13 protein-coding genes and 1 pseudogene are annotated in these 13,524 nt (G+C 70.7%); 9 read left to right on the top strand and 5 right to left on the bottom strand.

Annotated features, from left to right (window positions below):
* Positions 1-136 precede the first annotated feature (136 nt).
* The 3 genes from CP978_RS28585 to CP978_RS28580 are packed head-to-tail and all read left to right on the top strand — an operon-like array spanning position 137 to position 2,262.
* Positions 137-592 (top strand): tellurite resistance TerB family protein, encoded by a 456-nt coding sequence (locus CP978_RS28585; protein WP_043445501.1) that lies wholly within the window; start codon positions 137-139, stop codon positions 590-592.
* 59 nt (positions 593-651) lie between these two features.
* The gene (locus tag CP978_RS35040; RefSeq protein WP_158508360.1) at positions 652-807 is read left to right on the top strand and encodes a hypothetical protein; all 156 of its coding nucleotides are present in this window, start codon (positions 652-654) and stop codon (positions 805-807) included.
* A gap of 9 nt (positions 808-816) precedes the next feature.
* The gene (locus CP978_RS28580) at positions 817-2,262 is read left to right on the top strand and encodes a glycosyltransferase family 4 protein (protein ID WP_052454342.1); all 1,446 of its coding nucleotides are present in this window, start codon (positions 817-819) and stop codon (positions 2,260-2,262) included.
* 347 nt (positions 2,263-2,609) lie between these two features.
* Here CP978_RS28580 and hemC read toward each other — a convergent pair whose 3' ends face one another.
* A complete protein-coding gene (hemC, locus tag CP978_RS28575; protein WP_043445498.1) occupies positions 2,610-3,584 on the bottom strand; it encodes a hydroxymethylbilane synthase in 975 nt (324 codons plus the stop codon).
* A gap of 527 nt (positions 3,585-4,111) precedes the next feature.
* Positions 4,112-4,375, bottom strand: a complete 264-nt coding sequence (locus CP978_RS28565) for a hypothetical protein (protein WP_144401502.1) — start codon at positions 4,373-4,375, stop codon at positions 4,112-4,114.
* A 77-nt stretch (positions 4,376-4,452) separates the two neighbouring features.
* On the opposite strand from CP978_RS28565, the gene CP978_RS28560 reads away from it, so the two are divergent.
* Positions 4,453-4,893, top strand: coding sequence for a DNA-processing protein DprA (locus CP978_RS28560; RefSeq protein ID WP_227745492.1), 441 nt, complete (start codon positions 4,453-4,455; stop codon positions 4,891-4,893).
* A gap of 26 nt (positions 4,894-4,919) precedes the next feature.
* Positions 4,920-6,251 (top strand): NsdA family TPR-like regulatory protein, encoded by a 1,332-nt coding sequence (locus CP978_RS28555; RefSeq protein WP_174498691.1) that lies wholly within the window; start codon positions 4,920-4,922, stop codon positions 6,249-6,251.
* Between the two features lie 85 nt (positions 6,252-6,336).
* Here the strand turns inward: CP978_RS28555 and CP978_RS28550 are convergent, their stop codons facing one another.
* Complete coding sequence (locus tag CP978_RS28550) at positions 6,337-6,933, bottom strand: TetR/AcrR family transcriptional regulator (RefSeq protein WP_043445488.1); 597 nt, start codon at positions 6,931-6,933, stop codon at positions 6,337-6,339.
* Between the two features lie 147 nt (positions 6,934-7,080).
* On the opposite strand from CP978_RS28550, the gene CP978_RS28545 reads away from it, so the two are divergent.
* Positions 7,081-7,965: an NAD(P)-dependent oxidoreductase gene (locus CP978_RS28545; protein WP_043445485.1), complete on the top strand. Its 885-nt coding sequence runs from the start codon at positions 7,081-7,083 to the stop codon at positions 7,963-7,965.
* Between the two features lie 354 nt (positions 7,966-8,319).
* On the opposite strand, the pseudogene CP978_RS28540 reads toward CP978_RS28545, so the two are convergent.
* Both CP978_RS28540 and CP978_RS28535 read right to left on the bottom strand, forming a co-directional pair.
* Positions 8,320-9,569 (bottom strand): annotated as a pseudogene (locus tag CP978_RS28540) (IS701 family transposase).
* A gap of 80 nt (positions 9,570-9,649) precedes the next feature.
* On the bottom strand, positions 9,650-10,090 hold the full coding sequence (locus tag CP978_RS28535; protein ID WP_043445482.1) for a PPOX class F420-dependent oxidoreductase: 441 nt from the start codon (positions 10,088-10,090) through the stop codon (positions 9,650-9,652).
* Between the two features lie 75 nt (positions 10,091-10,165).
* Between CP978_RS28535 and CP978_RS28530 the strand changes: the two genes are divergently transcribed.
* Genes CP978_RS28530 through CP978_RS28520 form a run of 3 tightly spaced genes read left to right on the top strand, consistent with a single transcriptional unit; the run spans position 10,166 to position 13,450 of the window.
* Positions 10,166-10,768 carry a TetR/AcrR family transcriptional regulator gene (locus CP978_RS28530; RefSeq protein ID WP_043445479.1) on the top strand — a complete coding sequence of 201 codons (603 nt, stop codon included), beginning with the start codon at positions 10,166-10,168 and terminating at the stop codon, positions 10,766-10,768.
* Positions 10,765-12,174: an MFS transporter gene (locus CP978_RS28525; RefSeq protein ID WP_150478328.1), complete on the top strand. Its 1,410-nt coding sequence runs from the start codon at positions 10,765-10,767 to the stop codon at positions 12,172-12,174. The genes CP978_RS28530 and CP978_RS28525 overlap by 4 nt, the downstream gene beginning before the upstream one ends.
* A 28-nt stretch (positions 12,175-12,202) precedes the next feature.
* Positions 12,203-13,450 carry a serine hydrolase domain-containing protein gene (locus CP978_RS28520; protein WP_043445476.1) on the top strand — a complete coding sequence of 416 codons (1,248 nt, stop codon included), beginning with the start codon at positions 12,203-12,205 and terminating at the stop codon, positions 13,448-13,450.
* Positions 13,451-13,524 lie beyond the last annotated feature (74 nt).

Genomic DNA, 13,524 nt, shown 5'->3' with positions numbered 1-13,524 from the left:
GCCCCTGACGGCGGGTTGGAACGCGACCGGAACTTATACGGCTCCCGGACAGTTCTTTCTACGTTGCTGTAGAGACAGAAGAGGTCCCGGCCCGCCCCTGACGGCGGGCCGGGGCTCGATGACATCGGGAGTACGCATGGCCCTGTGGGACCGCATCAAGGAATCCGCCTCGACGATGCAGACCCAGCTCGTGGCGAAGAAGAACGATCTGAAGAGCGGGGCCTTCCGCGACGCGAGCATGGCGATGTGCGCCCTGGTGGCCGCCGCCGACGGCACGGTGGACCCGTCCGAGCGCCGGCGTGTGGCCCAGCTCATCGCCGGCAACGAGGTGCTGCAGAACTTCCCGGCCGACGATCTGCGCCGCCGCTTCGAGGACAACCTCGACAAGCTGACGAACGACTTCGACTTCGGCAAGGTCAGCGTGTTGCAGGAGATCGGCAAGGCCAAGAAGAAGCCCGCCGAGGCACGTGCCGTGATCCAGATCGGCATCGTCATCGGCGGCGCCGACGGCGACTTCGACAAGGACGAGCGGGCGGTCGTCCGGGAGGCGTGCTTCGCGCTGGACCTGCCGCCGCACGAGTTCGACCTCTGATCCCCACCGCCCGGGCCACAGCGCGTCGGCGCCCTCGGTGAGACGAGGGCGCGGCCCCGGTGGCCCGGGCTGTGGTGGCCCGGGCCGTGGTCGTCGCGAGCCGGGGCTCGTACGGCGCGCACCCGTCGCTCGTCCCGGGCATGCCGGACGCCCCGCGCCCCGCCATCCGGGTGGCGGGACCCCCGGGTCTGCTGTCCGCCGTCCGCGCGCCCTAGCCTGACGGCATGTCCCGTCGCACCCTGCGAGCCCTCACCCTGGCCGTCTCGGTCACCTGGGCCGAGCTGCGCCACGATCCGGCGCGCGCGGCGCTGTTCGCCGGGCGTCTGCTGCCGGCCCGTGACCGGCACCCGCTGCCGCCGGCGAAACGCCGCCCGGACGCGTCGCCCCGTCCCACCGGACCGGTACCGGCTCCACCGGGGCGAAGGATCCTGCCCGTTCCCGGGAGGGTGCTGCACCTGGTCCCCGAGGGGCTGCCGGAACGGCACACGAACGCCACCGCGCGCACCCAGGCGCTCGCCCGGGCCCAGTCCGCCGCCGGGCTCGACCCGCATGTGGTGACGAGAATCGGATTCCCCCTGGACCACGGGGTGTTCGATGCCCGGCCACTGCATCTGCTGGACGGAGTACCCCAGCACCGACTGCTGCCACGCTGGCTCCCCTACGATCCCACGGCGGCACTGAGCCGCCAGGCAGAGCTGACCGCACACCTCGTCGAACGGCTGCGCCCCTCCGCGCTGCATGTCGGCGGCGATGTGGGCGACGGCCTGGTGGCGCTGGCGCTGCGCGAGACCTATGGGCTCCCCGTGGTCCACGAGGTCCGCCGGCTCGGGCGGGAAGGCCGCGGCATCGGGCAGGAAGGCCGACCAGCCCGGGAGCCCAGGCGCTCCCGAGGGAACCACAACTATCCCGCAATCAGCGAGTGGGAGACCCACTGCCTGCGCGAGGCCGACGCGGTGCTGACGGCGAGTCGGGCGATGAAGACGGAGATCCTCTCGCGCGGGGTGCCCGAGGAGCGGGTACACATCGCACCGGAAGCAGTCGATCCGGCCTTCCTCGACCCCCTCCCCGACAGCACCGCCCTGCGCGCCGACCTCGGCATCGAGCCCGGGGAGCACGTCGTCGGCACGGCAGGAGACCTCACCCGCCCCGAGGGAATCGGCACCCTACTGGAGGCCGCGGCCGAACTACGGCGCCGGGGAGTTCCGGTACGGCTGCTGCTGATGGGCGAGGGACCCGAGCGCCCCGCGCTCGAAACACTGGCCGCACGACTGGGGCTGACGGGGGCGGTGGTGTTCACCGGCCGGGTGCCCCGCGACCGGCTCCGGGCCCACCACGCCGTACTGGACGTTTTCGCCGTGCCACGCATCGAGGAACATCCACACCCGGCGGCGCCCCCGCTCGCCGCGGTCGAGGCGATGGCGAGCGGTCTCCCTCTCCTGGCGAGCGACCTCCCGGCGATGACGGAACTGGTCGACCCAGGAGTCAACGGCCTTCTACTCCCACCGAACTCCACCCCGGCCTGGACCGACGCCCTCGACATGCTCCTCTCCACCCCGAAGAAACGCCAGGCCTGGGGCACCGCCGCCCACGCCACCGTCGTCCGCGACCGCTCCTGGGAACGCATCGCCACCACGACCCTCGACGTCTACCGCACCCTCGGATCCGCGTGAGCCCCCGCTGACGGGGCGCCCACTTCGGGCCGCCAACCGCGGACCCCACCGACCGGAGGCCCACCCACGAAGTCGAGAAGCCCTCAGGGCACAAACGGCCGACATCCAGCATTGCCGGGCCATCCCCGCGGGCGCGGGGATGGTCCCGCCCAGGCGCAGACCTGGCAGTACAAGGTCAGCTGCTCCCCGCACCCGCGGGGATGCCCCCCGGCATGGTCGCCGTGCCGGCGCCGCGGACCCTGCTCCCCCGCAACCTCCGGGATTCCCACACGCTGCGCCCGGAAAGATCCCTCCCACCGCCACAAGGGAGGTGCTGACGATCGGGGCCGGCCGATGACGCGCACGGATCAGTGTGGGATGCCCTCGATGATGTCGCGGGCGCCCTGCCGCAACAGTTCGGCGCAGACGCGTGAGCCGAGTACGACGGGATCGTTCATGGACTCGCCCCAGGAATGGGCGTGAACGAACTTGGATCCGTCACGGGAGAAGACCATCCCACGCAGGCTGAGCTGCCCATCGGGCTCCGTGACGCAGTGCCCCGCGATGGGGCTGTTGCAGTGCCCCCGTAGGCCGTGCAGCAGTACCCGTTCGGCCGTGACCTCCACCATGGTGCGTTCGTGATTGAGCTGCTGGAGGAGATAGGCGACGGCGTCGTCGTCCTTGCGGCATTCGAGGCCAAGGGCGCCCGCGCCGACGGCTGGCAGCATCTCACCAACCTCGAACACCTGTCGCGCCCGGTGCATGAGGTCGAGGCGTTCGAGTCCGGCATGCGCGAGGACCATGGCGTCGAGCTTGTGATCCATGGGCCTGAGCCCGTCGAGTTTGTCGATACGCGAGCCCACCAGACCACGGACGCGCACGACATTGAGGTCGGGGCGAACGCGGTTGATCTGAGCCTTACGTCGCACGGCCGAGGTGGCCACGGAAGCTCCGGGCGGCAGGTCGGCCAGTGTCCGCATGTCGGAACCTTCAGGAACGAGGAGCACGTCGCGCACGTCGTCGCGAGGCAGATACGCGGCGAAGATCAGGCCTCGTGGCATGGGAACGTCGCCCGGCACGTCCTTGATGCAGTGGACAGCCATGTCCACCTGCCCGCGCTGCAACATCTGGTCGATTTCGCGGACGAACAGGCCCTTCCCGCCCAGTTGAGCCAAGTCGCCCTGCCACTTGTCCGCCTCGGTGGTGACCGGCACGACCTCGATGTCCAGGGCAGGCTCGATCTTGCGCAGCAGGCCCGACACCTGGTCGACCTGGGCGAGAGCCAGCGGCGAGTTGCGCGTACCGATGCGCAGGCCACGGGCGGGAAAGTCAGTCGCACTCATAACACCCCTTCGTACCTGAATTCAGCATAGATATCGCTAACCGGAGGCCTACAGTGGCTCCGCGATTCGCGCGGCGACAACGGAAGACCGTGGCCCCGGCGAAAGCAGACTGGGGGTCGTGCGTCCTGCACTCGTCACAGGGGGCCATCCGCGCGCCGCCGCAGAGCTTCACCGGCGAACCTCCAGCGCGAGACGGCGCAGGGCCCTGCGGGTGTCGCAGAGGGTGGGGTCGTCTACGCACTGCTCGCACGTGCTCGGGTGTTCGTTGTGGGCGGTGACGGCGGCCTTGCGCACACACGGCCGACAGCCGCGGGGGTACCAGGGGGCAACGACCCCGACAAGGGTCCCGGATCGCGCGCCGAAGTCGATCGCGGTCTCCCCGGTGAGACGGGTGCCGCACCACACACAGGAGCCACCACGGACCTGTTCCGCCGTCAGGAGCCCTGCGTCGAGGTCGGGGAGCGGCAGAAGATCAAGAGATCTGCCTGCGGCGACAGTGGCCACACCTGCGTGCGCCGCACTTTCGGTCATGCCGAAGCCTCCGGTAGGGGCGTGGCGCCAACCGCGAGGATGCACGCGATACGCTCCGCGCATTCCTGTTCACGTCCACGCTCGCCGATCCTGTAGTCGAATGAGGTGACGAAGCTCCCCTCCGTAACGGTGTTTTCCTCCGAGAGGCGACTGTTGAGAGGGTTTGAGACGTGCAGTCGTAAATCGGTATTGCAGATGTCCACCACAAGGCCATGCGCCTCGAGTCGGGCGCCCAGTTCTCTCAGGTTGTCGATGTCCACGGGTCGACCATCTCAACCCGGCTCCCGACTGGGGATATGACAACCTATGACACCGGGAGATGATCTTGATTTATCGAGTGACCATCACCGGAACCCGCAGCACCGAGCACAGGCCCCTGACCGAATATGCCGACCTCTTCACGCGCTTCCTCAGCCCCTTCGCGCCCTCTGCCCACTTCTACATCGGCGGCGCCAAAGGCATCGACAGCCTCAGCCTGCTGTGGCTCGCAGACAACACCAACTCCGGCCTCACCATCGTCGCTCCGGGGACTGTGGATCAGCAGCCCGCCGAGGCCCGGCAGGCGATCACCCGCGCCCGCGACCGCATCACCGAGATCGTCGAACTGAAAGCACCCGAGTTGAATGCAGCCTCCTACCATGCCCGGAACCGCTGGATGGTCGACCACACCAGCATGACCATCGGCTTCCCCTGCCACGGTCGACTTCGCTCCGGGACCTGGCAGACCCTCGAGTACACCCTGGAACAGGGCAAACCTCATGTTGTCGTCCCCATCTGACCATCGGCTGCTGCACCATGGGAGGCATGGACGACAGGGCCACGGGAGCGGCCGCGCTCAAAAGGCTACGCAAGCGGCGTGGTCTGTCCCTCGCCGGCCTCGCCCGCGCCCTCACCGGCATCACACAGTCCCTGCACCAGCCCTCCCTGCCCGCTGTCGCCAGCATCCAGCGGTCCGTCGCCCGTTCGGAGGCTGCAAAGCCGACGATGCCTGACGAGCGCTATCAGCTCCTCCTCGCCCACATGTACGCCCGCACCCCTGCCGGCGATCTCGCGCTCGGGGCAGGGTCCGACTTCGCCGAGTACCTCCAGGCACTCGGTCTCCTCGGCGAAAGCGAACACCGCACCGCTGGCTTACGGACCACGGTCCTACGCGCCACCACCGACGCGGGCAGTGGCGTGCTCGCCCTCCTCAGTCCTGGTATCCACGCAAGCCTCGCCGCCGCGCTCGCAGACCCGTCCCAGGCCGATGACCAGACCGCGACCGGCCTCGCCTCCGTCGTCGCCGACGTCAACGCAGAGATCGGCTCGCTGCCGCTGGTGCGCCTCCAACTTCTCCTGGCGCCCGCGGTCGAGGCCGCCCGGCAACTGCTGGGCGGGGCCGTCCCACCGTCCCTTGCTGCGCGGTTACGGAACATCGCGGTTGCCGGGATGGCACTTGCCGGGCGCCTCGCCTTTGAGACACGTGACGACGCCGCCTCCCGCGCGCTGCACGCCGAGGCCACTCGGGAGGCCGCGACGCTGAGGCCGTGGCGGCAGGCCAGCGTTCAGCTGAGCCATGCTCTCGTCACCCTGTACTCGACCGAGGGTCTGGACGGCGCGCGGCGTCTCGTCGATCAGGCGGTGCGGACCGCGCAAACCGGCGAGAGCGTACTGGTGCGGGCCCGCGCGCACGCGCTTCAGGCCGAGTTGGCCGCGCGCTGTGGCCACGACCGGCAGGCGCAGACCGCGCTCGGGCTCGCCTGGTACGACATGGACTCCGACCACACAGACGATCCCGCGCCCATGTCATTCTCCCCCAGCCACCTGCGTGGTTTCGAAGGCGTGTGTGAGCTGTACGTCGGCGACCCGAGGGCCGCGCACGACCGCTTCGCTCGGTCGGCTGCTGCGCTCACCACGCCGCGGGAGCGGGTTCAGCGCGCGATCATCACCACGGACCAGGCGCTCGCCCGGATCCGGCTCGGGGAACCACAGGCCGCAGCGGAGCTCCTGCACGACTGCGTGGCCGCCGCGTCCAGCACGGGTGGCCGGGTGCCGGCGCTCCGCCTGCGGCAGGCCCGGCGGGAGCTGCGGCCGTGGAGGCGCGAGGACTGGGTGGCCCATCTGGACGATCACCTCACGGATGCGCTCGGACCCTGATCCGCCCGGCCGTCAAAGACGGCACCTTGGGCTCATCTCATGAGCCTCACGTGCGGCTTGCCGCCGCAGTGCACGCCCGACGCGGTTACGGCCTCTGGTCGACGTTCGCGTCCAGCAGGGGGCCGAGTTCTGTCGCCACGGCCGTCAGGGCGCGTACATCGCGTTCGGCGCGAGCGATCAGTAGTGCGCCCTCCAGTGCGCTGATCATCAGCGTCGCCAGCGGTTCCGCGCGGGCCGCCGGGATACCCATGTCGGTCAGCGCCTCGGTCACCGGGTGGGTCCAGCGTGCGAAGGCCGCCGCCGCGGCCGTGCGGGTGGAGTCGGTGGACTCCACGCAGTCCACGGTCGCCGCGGCCACCGGGCAGCCCCCGGCGAACCCCGCCAACTCGTACTCGTCCGTCCACTGGCGCACCATCGCGGCGAGCAGCCCGCCCGGCGTCGGCTCGTCCATCCCCGCGAGGAAACGGGCGACACGCCGGGACGCATACCGGCCCGCCCAGTCCACCGCCTCGTTGACGAGCTGTTCCTTGCCGCCGGGGAAGTAGTGCTGGAGGGAGCCGCGCGGGGCTCCCGCGTGTGCGGCGACCTCCCGCATGCCGGTCGCGGTGACGCCGTCACGCCGGATCAACTGGGCCGCGCTGAAGACCATCCGCTCACGTGGTCCCCGCTCGGACATCGCCATCACCGACCTCCCGACTCGCCGTCACCCCGCTCGCCACCCTATGACCGGCGTCATAACGCCCGCTACCATGCCCCTGTCAGCGGATTATGACCACTGTCATAAATGCCCCCTCGGCCGAGGGTGGCCCGACCAGGAAGGCGGTTCCTCATGAAGGTCGGCTTCATCGGTCTCGGCGTCATGGGGCAGCCCATGGCACTGCGACTGGCCCGCGCCGGCACTCCTCTGGTGGTCTGGAACCGCACGGCGGCCCGCACCGCGCCGCTGCGCTCGGCCGGTGCCGAGGTGGCGGCGGATCCGGCGGAGGTGTTCGCACGGGCGGACGTGGTGATCCTGATGCTGGCGGACGACGTGGCGACGGATTCCGTCTTGGGGCGCGCGACGCCCGCATTCACGGCCCGGGTCGCGGGACGCGTGCTCGTGCACATGGGGACGACCTCCCCCGACCACTCACGCGGCCTGGCGGCCGAGGTCCGGGCGGCGGGCGGACGGTATGTCGAGGCACCAGTGTCCGGCTCCCGGGTCCCGGCCGAGAACGGGCAGCTGGTGGCGATGCTCGCCGGGGACGACACGGCGGTGGACCTCGTACGGCCGCTGCTCGCCCCCTTGTGCCGCGAGACGTTTCTGTGCGGCCCCGCGCCGAACGCCCTGCTGATGAAGCTCTCGGTCAATCTGTTTCTGATCACCCTGGTCACCGGGCTCTCGGAGGCATACCACTTCGCCGAACAGCACGGTCTCGACCGGCGCCTCTTCCTGGACGTCCTGGACGCGGGGCCGATGGCCAGCGGAGTCTCCCGGATGAAGGCGCCCAAGCTGCACGCCCGTGACTTCGAGGTGCAGGCGGCGGCCCAGGACGTGCTCAAGAACAACCGGCTGATCGCCGAGGCCGCCCGTAAGACGGGGATCGCCTCCCCGCTCCTCGACGTCTGCCACGCCCTCTTCGAGGAGACCGTGACGCTGGGGTACGGCGACGAGGACATGGTCGCCGTCCTGCGCGCGATCGAGTCCCGCACCGCCGACGGCGTCAGGGGTTAGCTCCCGGGGCGCCCGGGGCCGGGACTTGCGCGCCGCAGCCTAGTGCTGTGACCGGGAAGGTTTGCCGGAAAGCTCGCGGCGTCCGGTGCGGTGCATCGCAAGGCGGAGCATTACCCGCGTACTGGATGTACTCGGGTGGTGCGACAACGCGGCGGTGGGGGCACCTCCCGCGCGAGCGCAGCCGAGCGTGGGGGAGCGTGCCGGGCGTCGCGAGCCGGTGAACCTTTCCGGTCACAGCACTAGTAGGGCTTGGTCAGGTTGGTATCGGGGTGGGTATGTCGCGGTGACAGGTGGGGCAGGTGCCGATCCAGAGGGCGAGGAGTGTCTGCATCTCGCGGACTACTTGGTAAAGGCTCAGTCCTGCGCCGCGTCTTTTGGGTCGTGTGCCAGCCGTTGCAGGGTGCAGAAGGCGTGGGCAGCCGAGACGAGGGTGACGTGGTGGTGCCAGCCGTTCCAGGTGCGGCCTTCGAAATGGGCCAGTCCGAGGGCTTGTTTCATCTCGCGGTAGTCGTGCTCGATGCGCCAGCGGAGCTTGGCCAGTCGGACCAGCGAGGCCAGGGGCATGCCGGAGGGCAGACTGGACAGCCAGAACTGCACCGGTTCCGGCTCGGTGGCGGGCCATTCGGCCAGCAGCCATCGCTCGGGCAGCCCCGCGCCCTTGGTGGCCTGGCGGATCTCGCGTCCGGCGGGCCGGATGCGCAGGACGACGAAGCGCGAGTACATGCGTTTGAAGCCACTGCGCCCCTTTCCCGGCCGGGAACCCTCGCGCCAGGACACCGGCCGGGCCGCCTGCCGGCCGGCCTCGATGACCAGTTCCTTCACCGTCATCGGCTTGTCCGGATACGTCGCCACCGGCGGTCGGCCAATGCCCTGATAAGGCGGGGTAACCGGCTGCGCATGTTCAGGGTGAGCAGTGAGCCGGGAGGAGACGCCGACGGCGTAAGCCAGTTTCCGTTCTTCCAGGGCCAGGCGGAAGGCGGTGGCGTCGCCGTATCCGGCGTCCGCGACGACCAGCGGAACGTCCACGCCCCAACTGCGGGCCTCGTCGATCATGTCCAGGGCCAACTGCCACTTCTCCACATGGCCGGCGTCGGCGGGGACGCCGCAACGCTGACGGCGGGCGACCTTGGCCGCATCCGTCTCCGGCGAGGCGGGATCCCAGGAAGCGGGCAGGAACAGCCGCCAGTCGATCGCGGCCGAGGCACGGTCGTTGGCCAGGTGCAGCGACACGCCTACCTGGCAGTTGGTGACCTTGCCCGCGGTGCCGGTGTACTGCCGGGATACGCATGCAGAGGCGTTACCGTCCTTGAGGAAGCCGGTGTCGTCGACGATCAGTGCCTCCGGACCGATCGCTTCATACATCCTCCAGGCCAGCCGGGCCCGCACATGGGCCGCATTCCACGGACTGGAGGTGATGAAGTGCGCAGCGCCTGGCGGTTGCCGTCCTCGCCGAGACGGGCAGCCATCGGTTCCACCGACTTGCGCCGCCCGTCCAGCAGCAGCCCTCGTACATACGCCTGCCCCCAGCGCCGCTGGTCCGCGCGGAAGAACCCGTCGAACAACTCCGCCGTGAACGCCTCCAGGTCCTCCCGGACCTCGGTCATCTCCCCAGGTGTCACACCCCCACAACGACACCCCGACGCCACCGGACACGCCACTCACGAGTGAAGCTGACCAAGCCCTACTAGACGGCCCGGGGAATGCCGTACGCCCGCTCCACCCGCAGGCGCAGCACCAGGCGCCGGTCGCGGACCATCGCCGCGCGGTACTCGTCCCAGTCGGGGTGCTCGCCGAGAACGTCGCGGTAGAGGCGGACGAGTTCCTCGACCGTGTCGTCGTAGGGGTCCTGCGCGACGGGCGAGAGGTCGGCCGTGCCCTCCGCGACCGTATAGGCCCATCGGTCGGCGCTGGTCACATGGTAGGAGGCCCGCGGGTCCCGGCGCAGATTGCGGGTCTTGGCGCGGTCGTCCGTGATCGAGACCCGGATGATCCGCTGGTCGGGGTCATAGGCGTGGCTGACGTTCGACAGCTGGGGCCGGCCGTCGCGTTTGAGGGTGACCAGCACCCCGCCGTGGCCCTCCAGGAGCAGTGCGAGCAGTGCGTTCTGCGTGGCGTCCTCGGTCATATCCGGGTCAACTCACGCGACGGGGTCACGCATTCCCGAGTAGACACTGTCTACCTGGGCTGGTAGACAGTGTCTATGACTGATGCGGAAACGGAGAGGGAGACAGAGACAGCGATGGGCCTGCGCGCACGGTTGGTCGATGTCGGTGTCGACCTGGTGGCCACCGAGGGCGTACCGGCGCTCACCCTGCGGGAGATCGCCCGGCGGGCCGGGGTCTCGCACGGGGCGCCCCGCCGCTACTTCCCCACCCATCTGGAGCTGCTGTCGGCCATCGCGCGCCGCGGCTTCGAGGATCTCTCGGCGCGGGCGGCCGAGGCGGTCGGCGACGGTTCGGCACACCCCCGGGACCAGCTCGCGGCGCTGGGTCGCGCCTATCTGGACTTCGCGTTCGCCCATCGGGGCATGCATGAGCTGATGTTCCGTCATGATCTGCTGGCGAGCGGCCACCTGGGGCTGCGCGAGACCAGCCTGCCGCTGTTCTCGCTGCTGGCGGGGCTGGTCGGCCGGGCCAGGCCGGACGCCGACGCGCGGCTGGTCGCGGCCTCCCTGCTGGCGAACCTGCACGGCCTCGCCCAGCTGTGGAGCTGGGGCAGTCTCCAACTCGCCACGGGTGCGGAGGACTTCGCGCCCCTCCTGGATGCCGCCCTGGACGCGCACCTCGGGACGGAGAAGCGGTGACCCGGCATCGCGGGGTGACGCTCGCCTGCAGTGTGGTCGGCGCGGTGATCGTCGCCCTGGACGGCACGGTGCTCACCGTCGCGCAACCCACCCTGCGACGGGATCTGGGCGCCTCACTGACCCAGGTGCAGTGGACGAGCACCGGCTATCTCATCGCGGTGGCGGGCCTGTTGGTCTTCGCGGGCCGGCTCGGCGACCTCTATGGCCATCATCGGATGTTCGCCCTGGGCATGCTGGGTTTCGGCGCGGCCTCGGCCGGCCTGGGGTTGGCGCCCGGCATCGGCTGGGTGATCGGACTGCGCGTGATCCAGGGCGTCTTCGGCGCCCTGCTGCAACCGGCGACGCTCGGCATGCTGCGCGCCGCCTATCCCCCGGAGCGGCTGGGCATGCCGATCGCGTTGCGCACCGGCGCCATCGGGGTGGCGGCCGCGGCAGGCCCGCTGGTGGGCGGGGCGCTGGTCACCCCGTTCGGCTGGCGGGCCGTCTTCTTCCTCAATGTCGCTCCGGCGCTGGTGATGGGCCTGCTGGCGGCCCTCTCGGGCGGCCCGGAGCCCCGGCGGGCCGTCCGCCCGCCGCTGGATCTCCCGGGCGCCGCTCTGCTCGCGGCGACCCTGGTGTGTCTGGTGTACGCGCTCACCGCCGCCGTGGACTCCGGCCGTACGGCCGTATCGGCGTCGGCGCTGCTCGGGGCGGCGGCGGCCGGCTGCCTGTTGGTCCGTCATGAACGCCGCGCCGACGGTCCGTTGGTTCCCGCGGAGGTGCTCGGCCGCTCGGCCGTCGGTGCCGCGCTCGGACTGCTGGTGGCGGCGTCGGCGGCGATGCTGGGCGCGCTGTTCGTGGGCAGCTATGTCCTTCAGGACGTGCTGGGGCTCGACCCGCTCCGGACCGCGCTCCGCGCCCTGCCGGGGCCCCTGGCGATGGTGCCGGCGGCGCCCGCGGCGGCCGTTCTGATGCGCCGCCACGGTCCGCGCCGCACGGCCGTGACGGCCACCGTGCTGCTCGCGCTGGGCATCCTGGTGTTGTCCCGGCTCGAACAGGAGTCGTCCCCGGTCTGGGCGGGAATGGGATTCCTGCTGCTGGGCGCCGGTTTCGGCACGGTGATGGTGACCGCGACCGCCGTCGTCGTCCGAGGGGTGTCCATGGCATCGGCCGGAGTGGCGGGCGGGCTGCAGCAGACGGCGCTGAACATCGGGCCCACGGTGGGCGTGGCTGCCGCCGGGGCGCTGATGACCTGGACGGATGTGGCTTCCGGGCCCACCTTCACGGTGCTCGCCGGTGTGTGTCTGCTCGGTGTGCCGCTCGCCCTGCGGCTGCCCGGCCGGCCGGAGGACCGGAGCGCCCGGCGCGGAACGGACGCTCCCGCTTCCGTGGCCGATCATGAAAGGTTGAACCCGCGCGCCCGGTGAGGGCACCGGGAGAGGTGGGAGGAGAACGATGGGACACCTGCGGCAAGAGGTGGAGCCGGGCGAGGTCGGTCTCGACGCCGACGCGCTGGCACGCCTCGACCGTCACTTCGCCCGCCAGGTCGACGAGGGCCGGCTGCCCGGCTTCCTGGTGGCCGTCTCCCGGCACGGCCGGACGGCCCATCTCACCGTCCATGGACACCGTGACGTCCGGGAACGGCTTCCGGTCGAGACCGACACCCTGTGGCGGATGTACTCCATGACCAAGCCGGTCACCTCGGTCGCCGCGCTGATCCTGATGGAGGAAGGGCGCTTCGGTCTTGACACGCCGGTGGCCGAGTTCCTGCCCGCGTTCGCCGAACCCCGGGTGTATGTCGACGGCTCCGGCCGGGACCTCCGTACCCGCCCCGCCGAGCGGCCGATCACGGTGCGGCATCTGCTCACCCACACGGCGGGACTGACCTTCGACTTCTACCACGCCCACCCGGTCGACGCGCTCTACCGGGAGGCGGGCATCGAGTCGTCCGTGGTGCCCGGTACGACCCTGGCCCAGACCTGTGAGGTGTATGCGCGGCTGCCCCTCCAGCACGAACCGGGCGCCCGCTGGAACTACTCGGTGGCGACCAATGTGCTGGGCCGGCTCATCGAGGTGGCCTCGGGCCAAAACCTGGACGACTTCCTCGCCGAACGCGTCTTCGCCCCGCTCGGGATGACGGACGCCGGTCTGTGTCTCACCGAGGCCCAGGCACCCCGGCTCGCGGAGCTGTACGGAGAGTCGGAGCAGGGCGGCATCGTGCCGGTCGCGGGGCTGCCCCTGCGCGGTCGGCCCCGGTTGCTGTCCGGCAGCGGCGGCATGGTGGCCTCGGCGTACGACTACCACCGCTTCATGGAGTTCCTCCGCCGCCGCGGTGAACTGGACGGCACCCGGCTGCTGAGTGCCGACACGGTCGCCGCGATGACCTCGAACCAGTTGCCGGGCGGCGCCGACATGCGCTCCTGCGGCGCCCCGGTCCATCGCGAGCCCGGCAAGGCGGGGCTCGGCTTCGGCCTGGGGGTCTCCGTCGTCACGGAGCCCACGCTCACCCGCTCGCCCTCGGTCCTGGGGACGTTCGGCTGGAGCGGTGTGGCCACCACCACGTTCTGGGTGGACCCTTACCACGATCTGACGGTCCAGTTCCTGACCCAGCTCAAGCCCAGGGGCGCGCACACGGTCTACCCGGAGCTGAAGCAGTTGGTGCACCAGGCCCTGGTGGGTTCCACCGCGCCGGCCGGGGTGTGAGCCCGGCCCCTGCCGGGCCGGGTGTCAGGTGCGGGGGCGGCGGCCGGACGTTACCGCCTCCGGCCGCCACGCAC

This window comes from Streptomyces nodosus, assembly GCF_008704995.1.
Lineage (GTDB): Bacteria > Actinomycetota > Actinomycetes > Streptomycetales > Streptomycetaceae > Streptomyces > Streptomyces nodosus.
Note: the sequence above shows the minus strand (reverse complement) of the source record. Positions and strands in the feature narration are given on the sequence as shown.